The 16,095-nt window shown below is 58.9% G+C and carries 15 protein-coding genes and 1 pseudogene; 5 read left to right on the forward strand and 11 right to left on the reverse strand.

The genetic code is table 11. The annotated features are described in order from the left end of the window. The first annotated feature begins 28 nt into the window (after positions 1-28). Both AC6CIA_RS17635 and AC6CIA_RS17640 read left to right on the forward strand, forming a co-directional pair. A complete protein-coding gene (locus tag AC6CIA_RS17635) occupies positions 29-1,192 on the forward strand; it encodes an efflux RND transporter periplasmic adaptor subunit (protein WP_498313782.1) in 1,164 nt (387 codons plus the stop codon). A gap of 3 nt (positions 1,193-1,195) precedes the next feature. Next, positions 1,196-4,222, forward strand: a complete 3,027-nt coding sequence (locus AC6CIA_RS17640) for a multidrug efflux RND transporter permease subunit (RefSeq protein WP_498313783.1) — start codon at positions 1,196-1,198, stop codon at positions 4,220-4,222. 312 nt (positions 4,223-4,534) lie between these two features. On the opposite strand, the gene AC6CIA_RS17645 is transcribed toward AC6CIA_RS17640, so the two are convergent. From AC6CIA_RS17645 to AC6CIA_RS17685, 9 genes are all read right to left on the reverse strand, one after another. Next, complete coding sequence (locus AC6CIA_RS17645) at positions 4,535-4,762, reverse strand: hypothetical protein (RefSeq protein ID WP_498313785.1); 228 nt, start codon at positions 4,760-4,762, stop codon at positions 4,535-4,537. Continuing rightward, complete coding sequence (locus tag AC6CIA_RS17650; RefSeq protein ID WP_498313787.1) at positions 4,762-5,478, reverse strand: lipopolysaccharide kinase InaA family protein; 717 nt, start codon at positions 5,476-5,478, stop codon at positions 4,762-4,764. The genes AC6CIA_RS17645 and AC6CIA_RS17650 overlap by 1 nt, the downstream gene beginning before the upstream one ends. A 4-nt stretch (positions 5,479-5,482) precedes the next feature. Beyond that, the gene (locus AC6CIA_RS17655) at positions 5,483-6,163 is read right to left on the reverse strand and encodes a class I SAM-dependent methyltransferase (protein WP_498313789.1); all 681 of its coding nucleotides are present in this window, start codon (positions 6,161-6,163) and stop codon (positions 5,483-5,485) included. A gap of 190 nt (positions 6,164-6,353) precedes the next feature. Then, a complete protein-coding gene (locus tag AC6CIA_RS17660; RefSeq protein ID WP_498313791.1) occupies positions 6,354-7,634 on the reverse strand; it encodes a sensor histidine kinase in 1,281 nt (426 codons plus the stop codon). Next, positions 7,624-8,307, reverse strand: coding sequence for a two-component system response regulator ColR (gene colR / locus AC6CIA_RS17665; RefSeq protein ID WP_498313793.1), 684 nt, complete (start codon positions 8,305-8,307; stop codon positions 7,624-7,626). The genes AC6CIA_RS17660 and colR overlap by 11 nt, the downstream gene beginning before the upstream one ends. A gap of 282 nt (positions 8,308-8,589) precedes the next feature. After that, positions 8,590-10,236, reverse strand: a complete 1,647-nt coding sequence (gene groL, locus AC6CIA_RS17670; RefSeq protein WP_498313795.1) for a chaperonin GroEL — start codon at positions 10,234-10,236, stop codon at positions 8,590-8,592. A gap of 49 nt (positions 10,237-10,285) precedes the next feature. Continuing rightward, the gene (locus AC6CIA_RS17675; RefSeq protein ID WP_084381860.1) at positions 10,286-10,579 is read right to left on the reverse strand and encodes a co-chaperone GroES; all 294 of its coding nucleotides are present in this window, start codon (positions 10,577-10,579) and stop codon (positions 10,286-10,288) included. A gap of 251 nt (positions 10,580-10,830) precedes the next feature. After that, positions 10,831-11,307, reverse strand: coding sequence for an FxsA family protein (locus AC6CIA_RS17680; RefSeq protein ID WP_498313797.1), 477 nt, complete (start codon positions 11,305-11,307; stop codon positions 10,831-10,833). Between the two features lie 72 nt (positions 11,308-11,379). After that, positions 11,380-12,105 carry a HugZ family pyridoxamine 5'-phosphate oxidase gene (locus AC6CIA_RS17685; RefSeq protein WP_498313799.1) on the reverse strand — a complete coding sequence of 242 codons (726 nt, stop codon included), beginning with the start codon at positions 12,103-12,105 and terminating at the stop codon, positions 11,380-11,382. Positions 12,106-12,180: 75 nt separating this feature from the next. Between AC6CIA_RS17685 and AC6CIA_RS17690 the strand changes: the two are divergent. After that, positions 12,181-12,342 (forward strand): annotated as a pseudogene (locus tag AC6CIA_RS17690) (SDR family NAD(P)-dependent oxidoreductase); the annotation flags it as partial. Positions 12,343-12,425: 83 nt separating this feature from the next. Here AC6CIA_RS17690 and AC6CIA_RS17695 read toward each other — a convergent pair. Next, complete coding sequence (locus AC6CIA_RS17695) at positions 12,426-13,433, reverse strand: DUF481 domain-containing protein (protein WP_498313801.1); 1,008 nt, start codon at positions 13,431-13,433, stop codon at positions 12,426-12,428. 203 nt (positions 13,434-13,636) lie between these two features. Between AC6CIA_RS17695 and AC6CIA_RS17700 the strand changes: the two genes are divergently transcribed. After that, positions 13,637-13,951 carry an MGMT family protein gene (locus AC6CIA_RS17700; protein ID WP_498313946.1) on the forward strand — a complete coding sequence of 105 codons (315 nt, stop codon included), beginning with the start codon at positions 13,637-13,639 and terminating at the stop codon, positions 13,949-13,951. A 42-nt stretch (positions 13,952-13,993) separates the two neighbouring features. Further along, the gene (locus AC6CIA_RS17705) at positions 13,994-15,526 is read left to right on the forward strand and encodes an AmpG family muropeptide MFS transporter (protein ID WP_498313803.1); all 1,533 of its coding nucleotides are present in this window, start codon (positions 13,994-13,996) and stop codon (positions 15,524-15,526) included. A gap of 92 nt (positions 15,527-15,618) precedes the next feature. On the opposite strand, the gene AC6CIA_RS17710 is transcribed toward AC6CIA_RS17705, so the two are convergent. After that, complete coding sequence (locus AC6CIA_RS17710; protein WP_498313950.1) at positions 15,619-15,951, reverse strand: hypothetical protein; 333 nt, start codon at positions 15,949-15,951, stop codon at positions 15,619-15,621. Positions 15,952-16,095 lie beyond the last annotated feature (144 nt).

Raw genomic sequence — 16,095 nt, forward strand, 5'->3', positions numbered from 1 at the left:
TGTCCCAGATTTTCCAAGGAACCGGAATATGCTGCGTCGTCGCATGCTCATCATGTTGGCTGTTGTGCTGTCGATCATCCTGCTGCTGGGGGGCTACAAAGCCTTTTCCATCTACCAGCAAATCCAGGTCTTTTCAGCCCCCAAACCGCCGATCAGCGTGGCCGTCGCCACGGCGCTCGAACAGCCCTGGCAACAGCGCCTGCCAGCGGTGGGCACGCTCAAGGCGCTGCAAGGAGTCAGCCTGAGCCTGGAGATCGCCGGCACCGTCAAAGAGCTGCAGTTCGAGTCAGGACAGAAGGTCAAGGCCGGACAACCGCTGGTGCAACTCGACAGCGCGGTGGAAAGTGCCCTGCTGCAAACCGCCCAGGCCGACCTGGGGTTGGCCCAACTCGATTATGGTCGCGGCAGCCAACTGGTGGGCAGCCAGGCCATCTCCAAAGGCGAGTTCGACCGCCTTTCGGCGCAGTTGCAAAAGAACAAGGCCACGGTCAATCAGCTCAAGGCATCCCTGGCCAAGAAACACATGGTTGCCCCCTTCAGCGGCACCATCGGCATCCGCCAGGTGGACGTTGGCGATTACCTCGCCAGTGGCACGGTGATCGCCACGTTGCAGGACCTCAGTAGCCTCTACGTCGACTTCTATGTGCCAGAACAGGTGCTGCCCAAAGTCGCCGTTGGGCAAACGGTGCAGGTGGAAGTCTCGGCCTATCCCAAGCAGACCTTCCCCGGCACTATCAGCGCCATCAACCCCAAGGTCGAAGACAGCACCCGTAACGTGCTGGTACGTGCCACCCTGGCCAACCCCGATAGCCAACTGTTGCCGGGCATGTTCGCCAGCCTGCAAGTCCTGTTGCCCGACCCGGCACCCCAGGTCGTCATACCGGAAAGCGCAATTACCTACACCCTCTACGGTAACTCGGCCTACGTCGTCACGCAGAAAAAGACGCAAGACGGCAGTCTCGAAAAAGACCCCGACGGCCAGCCGATCTTGATTGCCGAGCGACGCTTTATCGAGACCGGTGAACGTCGCGGCGGGCTGGTGCTGGTGACCAAGGGCCTGAGCAGCGGCGAGCAAGTGGTCAGCGCCGGCCAGATCAAGCTGGACACCGGCGCCCATATCGCCATTACCCCGGACAAAAACCTGCCGGCCGCTCCTGGCCAGGCTCCGCGCACCGACGGTTCAAGGAACTGAGCCATGGCGTTCACCGACACGTTCATCCGCCGCCCGGTATTGGCCATGGTGGTCAGCCTGCTGATTGTGCTGCTGGGTTTCCAGGCCTACAGCAAACTGCCGCTGCGCCAATACCCCTCCATGGAAAACGCCCTGATCACGGTCACTACCGCTTACCCCGGGGCCAATGCCGAAACCATCCAGGGCTACATCACACAGCCGTTGCAGCAAAGTCTGGCCAGCGCCGAAGGTATCGACTACATGACCTCGGTCAGTCGGCAGAATTTTTCGGTGATTTCAATCTATGCACGCATCGGCTCCAACAGCGACCGCCTGTTCACCGAACTGCTGGCCAAGGCCAATGAGGTCAAGAACAAGCTACCACAAGACGCCGAAGACCCGGTACTGAGCAAAGAAGCCGCGGACGCCTCGGCGCTGATGTACATCAGCTTTTCCAGCCAGGAATTGAGCAACCCACAGATCACCGACTATCTGTCACGGGTCATCCAACCCAAACTGGCGACGTTGCCCGGCATGGCCGAAGCCGAAATCCTCGGCAATCAGGTATTCGCCATGCGCCTGTGGCTGGACCCGGTAAAACTCGCAGGTTTCGGCCTGAGCGCCAGCGACGTCACCGATGCGGTGCGCCAGTACAACTACCTTTCCGCGGCTGGCGAGGTGAAAGGCGAGTACGTGGTCACGAGCGTTAACGCCAACACCGACCTCAAGACCGCCGAGGCCTTCGCCGCCATCACCGTGAAGACCGATGGCGATAGCCGGGTCCTGCTCGGCGATGTGGCCCGGGTCGAAATGGGCGCGGAAAATTACAACGCCATCAGTTCCTTTGGCGGCACGCCCTCGGTGTATATCGGCATCAAGGCTACACCCAGCGCCAACCCGCTGGACGTGATCAAGGAAGTGCGTAAGATCATGCCGGAGCTGGAGTCGCAGCTGCCGCCCAACCTCAAGGCGGAAATAGCCTACGACGCCACGCTGTTTATCCAGGCCTCGATCAACGAGGTCGTGAAGACCCTGTTTGAAGCGGTACTGATCGTGATCGTCGTGGTGTTCCTGTTCCTGGGGGCGCTGCGTTCGGTGGTGATCCCGGTGATCACCATCCCGCTGTCGATGATCGGCGTGCTGTTTTTCATGCAACTGATGGGCTATTCCATCAACCTGCTGACCTTGTTGGCAATGGTCCTGGCCATCGGCCTGGTGGTGGACGATGCGATTGTGGTGGTGGAGAACATCCACCGACATATCGAGGAAGGCAAGACACCTCTGGATGCCGCCCTGGAAGGCGCCCGGGAGATCGCGATGCCGGTGGTGTCGATGACCATTACCCTGGCGGCGGTCTACGCGCCCATCGGTTTCCTTGAAGGACTGATGGGCGCGCTGTTCAAGGAGTTCGCCCTGACCCTGGCCGGCGCGGTGGTGATTTCCGGCATCGTTGCGCTGACCCTGTCCCCGATGATGTGCGCGCTGCTGCTGCGCCACGATGAAAACCCCACGGGCCTGGCCCATCGCCTGGACCGGATCTTCGAAGGCCTCAAGCGCCGCTACCAGACAATGTTGCACGGCACCCTGAACACCCGACCGGTGGTGATCGTGTTTGCGCTGATCGTACTTTGCCTGATTCCAGTGTTCCTCAAGTTCACCCAGTCACAACTGGCGCCGGACGAGGACCAGGGCATCATCTTCATGATGGCCAGCGCACCGCAGCCCACCAACCTGGAGTACCTGAACAGTTACACCGACGAGTTCATCACGATCTTCAAGGACTTCCCGGAGTACTACTCTTCGTTCCAGATCAACGGTTTCAACGGCGTGCAGTCCGGCATCGGCGGGTTCCTGCTCAAACCCTGGAACGAGCGAAGCCGGACCCAGATGGAGATCCTGCCCGAGGTCCAGAAACGCCTGGAGCAGATCCCGGGCCTGCAAGTGTTCGGCTTCAACCTGCCCTCCCTGCCCGGCACCGGTGAAGGCCTGCCCTTTGGTTTCGTGATCAACACGCCCAACGACTACGAGTCTCTGCTGCAAGTGGCCGACCGGGTGAAAAAGCGCGCCATGGAGTCAGGCAAGTTTGCCTTTGTCGATATCGACCTGGCCTTCGACAAGCCGGAAGTGGTGGTCGACATCGACCGCGCCAAGGCCGCGCAGATGGGTGTGTCGATGCAGGATCTGGGCGGTACGCTGGCGACCCTGCTGGCGGAAGCCGAGATCAACCGCTTCACCATCGATGGCCGCAGCTACAAGGTGATCGCCCAGGTAGAACGCGCCTACCGCGACAACCCCGAGTGGCTGAACAATTACTACGTGAAAAACACCCAGGGCGAACTGTTGCCGCTGTCGACCTTGATCAGCATCACCGACCGCGCCCGCCCTCGACAACTGAACCAGTTCCAGCAACTCAACTCGGCGCTGATTTCCGGTTTCCCGATTGTCAGCATGGGCGAAGCCATCGATACCGTGCGCCAAATCGCGATTGAAGAAACCCCTGCCGGCTATGCGTTCGACTACAGCGGCGCGTCACGCCAGTTTATCCAGGAAGGCAGTGCACTGTGGGTCACCTTCGGGCTGGCGCTGGCGATCATTTTCCTGGTGCTGGCGGCGCAATTCGAGAGTTTCCGTGATCCCCTGGTGATTCTGGTGACGGTGCCGCTGTCGATCTGCGGGGCATTGATTCCGCTGTTCCTAGGTTGGTCGAGCTTGAACATCTATACCCAGGTGGGGCTGGTGACGTTGATCGGATTGATCAGCAAGCACGGGATTCTGATCGTCGAGTTTGCCAACCAATTGCGCAAGGACAAGGGCTTGACGCCGCGAGAAGCGGTGGAAGAGGCAGCGGCGATTCGTCTGCGCCCGGTATTGATGACTACGGCGGCGATGGTGTTTGGCATGGTGCCGTTGATCTTCGCCACGGGCGCCGGCGCGGTAAGCCGGTATGACATCGGGATGGTGATTGCCACCGGGATGTCGATTGGGACGCTGTTTACCTTGTTTGTACTGCCTTGTGTTTATACGTTGTTGGCGCGGGGGGATCGGGGGTGATGGGGGGTGATGGGGGGTATATCCGTTTTTTGGTAACGGCCTCTATGGGTTCCGCCCTTACGGCGGGTCACTTTGGAAAAGCCGGAATGTCGGCCCAGCCCAAAGTGACTCGCTGTAAAAGCGAAACCAATAGCCGCCATGACCGCAGCAACGGATATGTACCCCAACCAACCAGCCCATAAACATATGGAGATACCAATGCCTTCTGTAGAGGGCATTGGCAGCCGTAACCGCAACAACAGATACCCCCTCAAAAACCCAAAAAAAAGGCCTCGCAACAACACGAGGCCTTTTAATCGATCATAAAACCATTCAACTCGCTGGCCTCATCCCTTGGGACATTCCAAACATAAACAGCAACAGTTGATGATCAGGCTGGGTCACACCTGTCACCTTCGCGATCCGTGGCAACGGACATTGCCCGCCACCCTCCACCGCACTCAGGACTTCTGTACGTGGCTGCTCCCAGGCAGCCACAGCCAAGGACGCAACGCCCAAGGCCGCCAACAGAAACAAACCTCGCGCTATTTCTAGCTTCATTAGGTTAAACCTTTGATAGCGCTGCCAAACGCCGCCTCGTAAAAGTAGCTGAGTTTTTGCCAATCGGAAGCATTCCACGACGAATGGCGCCGCAATTGCAGCATGTCATGGGAAGCGGCCTGACGAGCGGTCAGACGTTGGCGGCATTTCTCGAAGTCCAGCAAGGCCACTTCGACAGTGGCCGCATCACCCACGCCGCTGACCCTGACGAAAACGTGCTTGATGTAGAGGCAACCATGCTGCCAGCGACCTTTGTGCATACGCGCCAGGGTTTGCGCCAACTCTTGAAGCAGACGCTCATGCACCTGTTCGCCATATTGCTCACGGCCACCCGCGGCGTACCAGTTTTCGATTTCATCGAAACCGTCCAGCGACGCGGTCACCAGCAAGGCTTTCCACTGATGCTCAGGGTCGCGGCGGGCTTCGCAGAACACCAGCTCCGGCACACGCACATTCAGCTGGCGCAGGCCCATCAGCGCATCACGCTCACGCAGTACGGTAGGACGTCCCAAGGGATGCAGCCAACTGCGGTAGATGTGGCCGGTCTGGCGCTTGCAGTAGAGCAAACATCCATTGCTGCCGATCACGCGCTGCACGCCACTTTCACCGCCTCGGCGCCGATTGGGTTCCTCGACCCACTCGCCCTTCTGACGCCAGAAATAATCAAATCGCTCCTCGGGAGCTACTTCACTACCTACCACGCACTCAACTGCCATCCTCTTACCTCTTACGCAATACATACACTCGCCACATGGCGTACAGCGGTATGAAATCCAGGTATTCCTGAACACGGAAACCGGCCTGCTCAAATTCTGCCTCGACAGTAGCAGCCGGTAACACAAACCGATTTTGGTAACCTTCCTGCTCGCCCTTGGTGCGCCGCCTTACTTCGGAACGCTTGCGTTTCCAGGCCTTGAAATTGCCATCCACCCACAACGAAATGATCACGCTATCGCGCGTAACCCGCTGAAACTCACGCAATATCGCCAGCCTGTGCGCAGGATCACCGATATGGTGCATAAGGCGCATGCAGAAGATGCTGTCGACAGCATTGTCTGGCAAATCGATATCAAAGGCCGACGTCTGCAAGGGTCGTACCCGTTTCACCACTTCGGCCGGCTGGGCCACCGTGGCAACCTTGAGCATCGACTCGGAATTGTCGGCCCCGATAATCACGCGGTTGGGTTTCTCTGCCAGCAACGGCCAGAAACGTCCCGCACCACACGGTAGATCCAGCACCAGACCGGGCTCGCCAGCCATGGCCAGCGCACCTCGGGCTAATTGTTCATCACGTTTGTGGGACAACCGACGCGCCAGATTGTCCTGATGCTTGAGCAAATAATTCTGCGCATGCTGGTCGTCGTATTTTTCGGAAAATTCGAGCTTGATCGGGGTAGCCATCAACGGTCTCCTGTTACTGATGCCTACAACCGTAAACAGCTGCGTGTCATCCTCAGGTCAACCAATTGTGAAAAAAACATCCCGTCCAAAGATTAAACATTACAAAACTTTACAGGTAACAGGCATAGCATGGGGCCATCTTCGTCGAACGTGCTGAGATCCGCAGCCGAGCCCGACGACACAGACAACCTCAGGACTTGCCCTGGCTCAACTCCACATGGAACCGGCAGCCATGGGGCTCCATCGGGGTAAGACTGACCACCCAACCCTGGTTCTCGCAGATTCGTTGCACCAGCGACAACCCCAGGCCCAGGCCGTCGCCACGCTTTTCGTTACCACGCACGAAAGGTTCGAACATGGCTTCGCGCTTGTCTTCAGGAATCCCCACGCCAGTGTCTTCCACCACAAAACCGCTGGGTTCCAGCGTCAGGCGGATAAATCCTTGCTCGGTGTAATGCAGAGCGTTGCGCAGCAGATTGCCCATTACCGCATGCAAAAAGGTGGCGTTGTAGCGGGTATCCAATGGATTGCCCGGCTGGTAGAACAGTTCGATACCCTTGCGCTCGATCGGATCACGCCAGATCCCCAGCAAGTCCTCAGCCACTTGTGCCAGGTCGACTTGCGGCGACATCGTGGTGTCGTCGTGTTGCGCGCGAGCCAGCATCAGGAACGTCTGCACCAGTTCGCGCATTTCTTCGCAGGCCCGGGCGATACGCTCGACCTGATTGCGCCCACGCGCATCGATGGCCGGATTTTCCAGCAGCAATTCGCAGGAGCTGGCCAGCACCATCAAAGGCGTGCGCAGTTCATGGCTTACATCACTGGTAAACAACCGTTCGCGGTTGAGGGCCTGGCGCAGACGGCCCAAGGTCGCGTCGAACGCCACCGCCAACTCGCCGACCTCGTCGGCCGCGTAGTCCGGAGCCAACGGTGGGGCCAGGCCGAGCAATTGATCGCGATGACGAACCTGGCGGGCCAGGCGTACCACCGGCGCCATCACCTTGCGGGCCAGGACCCAGCCGAGGAACACCGCCAGCGCCAGACTAAGGACAAAACCCACCAGCACCACCGCGAACAATACCCGCTCACGCTCTTCGAAATCGCTCTGGTCTTGCAGCAGGACATACCGCCGACCGTCCACGATCTCGACCATCGCGTGGTATGAAAGCTGCTCGCGAAAGACTTCGTGAAAGCCCGAATCCAAGTGCCGCAAATCCTTGGGCAGCTCAAAATCCCCGTGTCCGCCACTGAAGTAGAACAACTGGTCGGGCTCGGGCCGGTGGCGCCAATCCTCGACGCTGTCCATCAACAGCAAACGTTGCAGGTCGCCGCCCAGGCCGGCCGAGATAAGTTTCTCTTCCACCAGATGCACAGTGGCGACGATGCCCATGGCAAACGCCCCCGCCACCAGCGCGCTCATCAGCGCGAAGGCGATGATGATCCGCTGGGCAAGGCTTTGCTTAAACTCCATCTCGACCCTCGGCCAAGCGGTATCCCACGCCATGCACCGTCTGCAACAGCGGCTTGGCAAAGGGCTTGTCGATCACCTGGCGCAATTGGTGAACGTGGCTGCGCAGACTGTCGCTGTCCGGACAGTCATCCCCCCACAACGCTTCCTCGAGAATCTCGCGGCGCAGCACATGCGGACTTTTCTGCATCAGCACCGCCAGCAACTTCAGGCCCACCGGGTTGAGTTTGAGCAGGCGCCCTTCGCGGGTCACTTCCAAGGTGTCGAGGTCGTAAATCAGGTCACCGACTTGCAATTCACGACGACCGCCGCCCTGGGCACGGCGCAGCACCGCCTCGATGCGTGCGGCCAGTTCCGACAGCGCGAACGGCTTGAGCAGATAGTCGTCGGCGCCGGATTTGAAGCCTTGCAGGCGGTCATCCAATTGATCACGCGCCGTCAGCATGATGACCGGCGTATCGCGCCGTGCATCTTCGCGCAGGCGTTTGCACAGGGTGTAGCCATCGATGCCCGGCAGCATGATGTCGAGAACGATCAAGTCGTAATGTTCGGTGGCCGCCAGGTGCAGCCCCGACAAACCGTCCTGCGCACAATCGACGGTATACCCCTTCATCCCCAGGTAATCGGCCAGGTTGGCCAGAATATCGCGGTTGTCTTCAACCAGTAGAATTCGCATGGGCATTGTCTCCGTACGCGGTAACGGCCGTGTTGGCTCGCGCAGCTTAAGGCCAAGTCCGGTTGGCGGCTAGGGCTGACGCAAGACTCTATGCACTTTTTCAACCGATTGCCGTGACTCACAAGTTTTTCACTATCAGTTAACGCAACCTGCACGTTGCGGGTGTCAGGCTTGTGTAGCGCTGTGTCGATAACAACGACCACCGAATTACGCATGCAGGACATAAAAAAGCCCCGCCTGATCACTCAGGCGGGGCTTTTTCAGTACGGGGGTAAGGCTGGCTTACATCATGCCGCCCATGCCACCCATGCCGCCCATGTCTGGCATACCGCCGCCAGCTGAGCCTTCTTTCTTCGGTGCTTCGGCAATGGCAGCCTCGGTGGTCAGGATCAGACCGCCGATGGACGATGCCGCTTGCAGAGCCGAACGAGTCACCTTGGTAGGGTCCAGGATGCCCATTTCGATCATGTCGCCGTACACGCCAGTCGCAGCGTTGTAACCGTAGTTACCTTTGCCGTTCTTGACTTCGTTGACCACAACGCTTGGCTCGTCGCCGCTGTTGGCGGAGATTTGACGCAGTGGAGCTTCAACGGCACGACGCAGAACCGCGATACCCACGTCCTGGTCAGCGTTTTCGCCTTTCAGGTCGACAATGGCTTCCAGGGCACGAATCAGCGCCACGCCACCGCCAGGTACCACGCCTTCTTCGACGGCTGCGCGGGTTGCGTGCAGGGCGTCTTCAACGCGGGCTTTCTTCTCTTTCATTTCAACTTCGGAACCAGCGCCGACCTTGATCACCGCTACGCCGCCAGACAGCTTGGCCAGACGCTCTTGCAGTTTTTCACGGTCGTAGTCCGAGGACGTTTCGGCAACCTGGGCACGGATCTGCGCGATACGGCCTTCGATGTCGCCTTGTACGCCAGCACCGTCAACGATGATGGTGTTTTCCTTGGAGATGGTCACGCGCTTGGCGCTACCCAGGTTTTCCAGGGTCGCGCTTTCCAGGCTCAGGCCGATCTCTTCGGAGATAACGGTACCGCCGGTCAGGACAGCGATGTCCTGCAGCATGGCCTTGCGACGGTCGCCGAAGCCCGGAGCCTTGACGGCTGCGACCTTGACGATGCCGCGCATGTTGTTCACGACCAGAGTCGCCAGGGCTTCGCCTTCAACGTCTTCGGACACGATCAGCAGTGGGCGACCAGCCTTGGCCACGGCTTCCAGTACTGGCAGCATTTCGCGGATGTTCGAGATCTTTTTGTCGACCAGCAGGATCAGCGGGCTGTCGAGCTCGGCAACCATGGTTTCCGGCTTGTTGACGAAGTACGGGGACAGGTAGCCACGGTCGAACTGCATACCTTCTACAACCGACAGTTCGTTTTCCAGGCCCGAGCCTTCTTCAACGGTGATCACGCCTTCTTTACCGACCTTTTCCATGGCTTCGGCAATGATGTCGCCGATGGAGCTGTCGGAGTTGGCCGAGATGGTGCCGACCTGAGCGATGGCCTTGGTGTCGGCGCATGGCTTGGACAGGTTCTTCAGCTCTTTGACAATGGCGATGGTCGCCTTGTCGATACCGCGCTTGATGTCCATCGGGTTCATGCCGGCAGCGACGGCTTTCAGGCCTTCGTTGACGATCGACTGAGCCAGGACGGTCGCGGTGGTGGTGCCATCGCCTGCGTCATCGTTGGCACGGGAGGCAACGTCTTTGACCAGCTGCGCGCCCATGTTCTCGAAACGATCGTCGAGTTCGATTTCTTTGGCGACGGAAACGCCGTCCTTGGTGATGGTCGGAGCGCCGAAGCTCTTCTCGATCACTACGTTACGGCCTTTCGGGCCCAGGGTCGCTTTTACTGCGTCAGCCAGGATGTTGACACCAGTGAGCATTTTCTTGCGGGCGGAATCGCCGAATTTAACTTCTTTAGCAGCCATGATCGATATTCCTTAAATACTTTGTAGTAACGGGAAAATGAGCGGGGAATCAGCCTTCCAGAACAGCGAGAATTTCGTTCTCGCTCATTACCAGCAGGTCTTCGCCGTCGACTTTCACGGTGTTGCTGCCGGAGTAAGGGCCAAATACAACCTTGTCACCCACTTTCACGGCCAGCGCCCGTACTTCGCCGTTGTCCAGCACTTTGCCGGTACCGACAGCGATCACTTCGCCGTGGTTGGCTTTTTCAGCAGCCGAACCTGGCAGAACGATACCGCCGGCGGTTTTCTTTTCTTCTTCGCTGCGACGGATGACGACGCGGTCATGTAGAGGACGAAGCTTCATTGTCGATCTCTCCTAATTGTGTTGTTCATCGGCCGGTATCAATTCCGGCAGGTTAAGTTCCGGCAGTGCCGGTCGCGGTTCGCCAAGCAAAACGCGGAAGTCTGTCTGGTGTCGCCACCAGAAACCTTGCGGTGACCGTTACATAAGGGCGAATAAGCTTATTACAAGGGCCCAGGATGAAAAATTTTGTGTCTGGCGCCCCACGCAAAAACAACACGGCGCCTGTGGGAGGCGCCGTGTCTGTTGAGCGATTATTTGGAGTCGCGGTGTTCGAACTCACCTTCGATCACGTCACCCTCGCGTTCAATCGGTTGACGAGGCGCGGGGCCGCCGCGGGGTTGCAAATCATCGGCAAACGCCCGCTGGCGGATTGCCGCTTCTTCGGCCCGCTGACGCATCTTGCCGGCCAGAAAGCGGCGGGTAACAGGCAACAGCAGAATCAGGCCGAGCCCATCGCTGACGAAACCCGGCAGGATCAACAGACCGCCACCCAAGGCCATCATCAGGCCTTCGAGCATGGTCTGGGCGGGCAACTCGCCACGGTTCAAGCTTTCACGGGCACGCAGTGCGGTGGCCAGGCCGGCGATACGCAATACGAACACGCCGAGCATCGAGCCCAGAATAACCAGCAGCAGCGCCGGGAAAAAACCGATAGCCCCGCTGACCTTGACGAATACGAACAGCTCCAACACCGGGAACAGCAGAAAGAGCAATAAAAAAGGGCGCATCAAATGGTTCCTCAACGCAAGAATGCCTTGCTACTAGACCTTAGATGACGTCGCCCTTGCATTAATTCAAGCTTAAACCGTGGCTTTTTTCGGCCATGCCTCAGCGTGAGCCAGGAAAACCAGGGCTTCTCGCACTTGTGTCGGCGTATTGCAAGTGTCGGCAAAAGGCAGCCAGTGCAGGCCTTGGCTAATGCGCAGGTGCATGCCTTCGCTGTCGATACCGACCAGCCGGGCGGGCTCGAACGTCGGTAAACCGGCCAACGCGACATAGTGGGCGATGGCCTTGGCGTGATCGCCATTCATGTGTTCGATCATGCTCGACTCGGCTTTACCGGCGAACGGATTGGCCAGGGTCAATTGATCGAGCCAGTGGATCGCGCCGAAGCCGCCGATATAGCGGTGACGGACTGGCTTGAGGACCCAGAAATCGAAATCGTGGGCCTTGTGGTAATTCGCCGATTCCGGGAAATAGCGGTAGTAGCGCTCTGCAGCCCCGGCAATGGCAGCCTCACCCTCAAGCATCTCGGCTTCGGCGAGGTAGGTCAGGCGCCCCACGGCCTGCACATCCTCGGCTTCGCGCTCACCGATCAGCAATGAGCACTTGGGGTCTTTTTGCAAGTTGTGGGTGTGCTGGGCAATCCGGCTGATCAGGATCAATGGCCGTCCTTCTTCGTCCAGGCAGTACGGCACTACCGAGCCAAAGGGAAAGCCGGGCATGGCCTTGGACAGCGTGGAGAGCGCTCCACGGTACTCCTTGAGCAATAGTTCTCGGGCGTTCTTGGCAACGTGCGCGCTCAACTTATGACTCCTTCGATAGATTCCGTCCAAAAACGGACTGGGGCAACCGCTTAACCCTGCTCACAGGACATGCGAATGCATCTCAACGACAAAGTAATCATTATCACCGACGGTTGCCAGGGTTTGGGGCGTTCCATGGCCGAGTATTTTGCCGGCAAAGGTGCACACCTGGCGCTGGTCGAGCTCAATCAGGAAAAGCTCGACGCGGCCGGAAGGGATTGTCCATTCGGTGGCGTATAGCTTCGAGAACGACTATTACACCGGGCGGATTGTGGAATTGGATGGCGGGTTACGCTTGTAAGCCCGCCCGCGCCTGTTGATTACCAGGCCACACCAAAGCCCGCGGTGTAGCGGGTCTTGCTCAAATCGCTCTGCGAGCCGCCACTGACAATGTCGCGCTCGGCCTTGAGGTTGAGCGAGGCCCATTCGGTGACTTTATAGCGCAAGCCGATTTCGGCATCGAGGGAGTAATCGGCAGGGCCGGCCAAGGGTTTACCCAATTCGCCATTGGTGAAGAACTCGACCGTCTTGCCGATCAGGTAGCGGTTGTAATCCCACTTCATCGCCAGGGAATAGAAGTTATCCTTGCCACCGTCCTGGTATTCATAGTCGGTGCGGTTGAGCAGCGAGCCGAGGGAGAAGGCACCCAATTCGTCATCCCAGAATTGATAACCCGGACCGGTACCCACGGTGCGCTGGCGACTCAGTTCCTCGACCTTGTCGCGTTTGTAGGTCAAGCGTCCCTGCCAGAACCAATGATCGGTAATGAAGCGGTCCAGGGCGTACTCGGCGCTCCAGTTGTCGGTGGTGACCACGTCATTCTGGAACTCGCGGTTGTATTCGCCTTCAGCGGTGTGCCGCCATTTGCCGTGACGCGCCGACGTCTTGAAGTCCACGTCGTAGTCGTCGGTGTCTTTTTCCGCGCGTTTGTAGTCCAGCGCCACATCGACATTGCCCTTCCACACCAGGTCTTCGATCACCGGTTTGGGCTTGATGATCTGCTGGATGCTCGCCAACTCCACGGTTTTTGGGGCCTCACCGTTGGCCAGGATCACCTTGCCATCCTCGGCCGCCTGCAGAGACTTGGCTTTCTCACCGATGTAGGCGTCTTGCTTGACCAGCAACTCCTGGTCGCTTTCAAGGGTTTTTACCTGTTTCCAGTCCACCGGGATCGCGCCGGCGTATTCGGTCTGGATCAGCAGTTTGCCGCCGTCGAAAACCTTGATCTTGCCGGTCAGGCGATCGCCGTTTTTCAACCAGACGGTATCGGCCAACAAGGGTGTAGAAGCAGCGAATACAGCGACGCAAAGCAGGGTTCTGGACAACATAAGCGAATGAGGGGCTCAAGTTTGGCGGAAAAAGGGGCATTATCGGGGTAGTTGCCGTCTTAGCAAGGACTGACTCAAGGATTTGTATTGAGTTCAATTCTCAGCACCACTTTTACAGACGTTTCTTACAATGAGACGACGCCTTTCAACTGGATCCGCCTACAGTGAACGAACCCGCCGAAACCCCGCAAACGCCCGCCGAGATGCGCCGGACCGCGCTGTACCTGACCCTGGCCCAAGTGCCAGAAGGGTGCGTGGTGAGTTATGGCGAACTGGCCCACCTGGCGGGGCTTGGCCGGGCCGCCCGCTGGGTCGGGCGCACCCTCAGCCAGCTTCCCGACGGCTCGAAACTGCCCTGGCACCGAGTGGTGGCTGCCGGCGGTCGGATAAGTCTGCCAGTGGGCAGTCCGGCGGGCGATGAGCAACGTGCACGTTTACGCAGCGAAGGTGTGCGTATCCTGAACAATCGCGTTGATATTCAGCGTCATGGCTGGCGCCCGGTGGAGCACAGCGGTTAGAGTGCGCGCTTTGTTTCCGTAATCTGAGGCAGACTCCAGCCCATGCCCCGTAAAACCTGGCGCGCCGCGCTCGCTGCCTATGCCAGCCCCTCGACATTAGTGCTGTTACTGCTCGGCTTTGCTGCCGGTCTGCCTTACATGTTGGTGTTCTCGACACTGTCGGTGTGGTTGCGCGAAGCCGGTGTGGCCCGCGAAACCATCGGCTATGCCAGCCTGATCGGCCTGGCGTATGCGTTCAAGTGGGTCTGGTCGCCGCTGCTTGACCAATGGCGCCTACCGCTGCTCGGCAAGCTCGGGCGTCGCCGTTCCTGGCTGGTATTGTCCCAGGTGCTGGTGATTCTCGGATTGATCGGCATGGGCTTTTGCGACCCGCAAAAACATTTGTCCTGGCTGATTGCCATTGCCGTCGTCGTCGCCTTCGCCTCCGCCACCCAGGACATCGCGGTCGACGCCTATCGCCTGGAAATCGCCGACGACAGCCGCCAGGCGGCCCTCGCGGCCAGCTATATGTCCGGCTACCGCATCGCCGCCCTGCTGGCCACCGCCGGCGCACTGTTCTTCGCCGAAGGCTTCGGCTCCACCGGCTTCAACTATAAACACTCGGCATGGACCGGCACCTACGTGCTGTTCGGTGTCTTGATGATCCCGGCCCTGCTGACCAGCTTGTTCATGCGTGAGCCCGATGTGCCACTGCGCACCCAGCTGCAGGCGGGGCGCTACAGCTTCGCGCACCAACTGATGTCAGTGTTCGTGCTGATCATCTTGCTGGTATCGGTGCCCGCGATGTTCACCCAGCTGTACAACACCGACTTCGCCAGCGTGCTGTTCGAGGGTGTCAGCCTGCTCGACCTGCTGCTGGAGGATCGCGCCTTCCTGCGGGCCATCCTCTATATCACGCTGACCGCGCTGTGCCTCTCGACCATGGGCCGCCGCGGCCTTGCTCCGGTGCTGACACCGGTCAATGATTTTATTCTGCGCTACCGCTGGCAAGCGCTGTTGCTGCTGGGGCTGATTGCAACCTATCGCATGTCGGACACGGTGATGGGCGTGATGGCCAATGTGTTCTACATCGACCAGGGTTTTACCAAGGACCAGATCGCCAGCGTGAGCAAGATTTTCGGCCTGATCATGACGCTGGTCGGCGCTGGCATGGGCGGTCTGTTGATCGTGCGTTTCGGCATCCTGCCCATCCTCTTTATCGGCGGCATCACCTCGGCCGGCACCAACCTGCTGTTCCTGATGCTCGCCGGCATGGGCGCGGACTTGCAGATGCTGATCTTCACCATTTCCCTGGACAACTTCAGCTCCGGCCTGGCGACTTCGGCCTTTGTCGCCTACCTGTCGAGCCTGACCAACCTGAAGTTCTCCGCCACCCAATACGCCTTGCTCAGTTCGATCATGCTGCTGTTGCCGCGTCTGATCGGGGGTTACTCAGGTGTGATAGTGGAGAAGTTCGGCTATCACGATTTTTTCCTGATCACGGCGTTGCTGGGGGTGCCGACCTTGTTGCTGATTGCCCTGCATTGGTATCAGGAAAGCCGGCGGCTGCGGCTGAATCCGCCCACCTCGGACTGAAAGCGATCCTGTGGGGGGCATAGGTATGTCTTGGTTGGGTTGGGTTGGGTACATATCCGTTGCTGCGGTAACGGCTTCTTATGGTTTCGCTCTTACAGCGACTCACTTTTGAACAGCGCAAAAGTAAGCAAAACGCTCTTGCCCCACCACTCGGCACCTCGCTCTGGCTCGGTGTGCCCTCTCTCCGGCATTGCTCCGTGGGCCGCCGCGACGGGCCATCCATGGCCCAACGCGGCTATCCCGGCATCCATGCCGGGATACCCACTGCGCAATGCCTGCGTTCGGCCAGCGTGGTTAACGGGGCGCCTAAGATCAAGATCAAAAACAGAGCCGCTTTCTGTAGGAGCGAGCTTGCTCGCGAAAAACTTGAGATCGCCTCGGGGTGTCAGATTTTCCGCGTCATCGTTAACGATCTTCGCGAGCAAGCTCGCTCCTACAGAGAAGAGGCACGCTCGCAAGAGATCAGGTCGGCTACTAGGCCGCCTCGCTCTGTTTTTGATTTTGATCTTAGGCGCCCCGTTAAACCACGCTGGCCGTAGTCCGATATTGATTCGGGGGGCATCCCGGCA

This window comes from Pseudomonas sp. GQ91 (assembly GCF_059758795.1).

Bases quoted from the DNA above. Each gene is read 5' to 3' on its own strand.
- AC6CIA_RS17695 (WP_498313801.1), bottom strand. From the start codon at position 13,433: ATGTTGTCCAGAACCCTGCTTTGCGTCGCTGTATTCGCTGCTTCTACA.
- AC6CIA_RS17700 (WP_498313946.1), top strand. From the start codon at position 13,637: ATGCGCCGGACCGCGCTGTACCTGACCCTGGCCCAAGTGCCAGAAGGG.
- colR (WP_498313793.1), bottom strand. From the start codon at position 8,307: ATGCGAATTCTACTGGTTGAAGACAACCGCGATATTCTGGCCAACCTG.
- AC6CIA_RS17680 (WP_498313797.1), bottom strand. From the start codon at position 11,307: ATGCGCCCTTTTTTATTGCTCTTTCTGCTGTTCCCGGTGTTGGAGCTG.
- AC6CIA_RS17655 (WP_498313789.1), bottom strand. From the start codon at position 6,163: ATGGCTACCCCGATCAAGCTCGAATTTTCCGAAAAATACGACGACCAG.
- AC6CIA_RS17675 (WP_084381860.1), bottom strand. From the start codon at position 10,579: ATGAAGCTTCGTCCTCTACATGACCGCGTCGTCATCCGTCGCAGCGAA.
- AC6CIA_RS17635 (WP_498313782.1), top strand. From the start codon at position 29: ATGCTGCGTCGTCGCATGCTCATCATGTTGGCTGTTGTGCTGTCGATC.
- AC6CIA_RS17705 (WP_498313803.1), top strand. From the start codon at position 13,994: ATGCCCCGTAAAACCTGGCGCGCCGCGCTCGCTGCCTATGCCAGCCCC.
- AC6CIA_RS17645 (WP_498313785.1), bottom strand. From the start codon at position 4,762: ATGAAGCTAGAAATAGCGCGAGGTTTGTTTCTGTTGGCGGCCTTGGGC.
- AC6CIA_RS17660 (WP_498313791.1), bottom strand. From the start codon at position 7,634: ATGGAGTTTAAGCAAAGCCTTGCCCAGCGGATCATCATCGCCTTCGCG.
- AC6CIA_RS17640 (WP_498313783.1), top strand. From the start codon at position 1,196: ATGGCGTTCACCGACACGTTCATCCGCCGCCCGGTATTGGCCATGGTG.
- AC6CIA_RS17650 (WP_498313787.1), bottom strand. From the start codon at position 5,478: ATGGCAGTTGAGTGCGTGGTAGGTAGTGAAGTAGCTCCCGAGGAGCGA.
- groL (WP_498313795.1), bottom strand. From the start codon at position 10,236: ATGGCTGCTAAAGAAGTTAAATTCGGCGATTCCGCCCGCAAGAAAATG.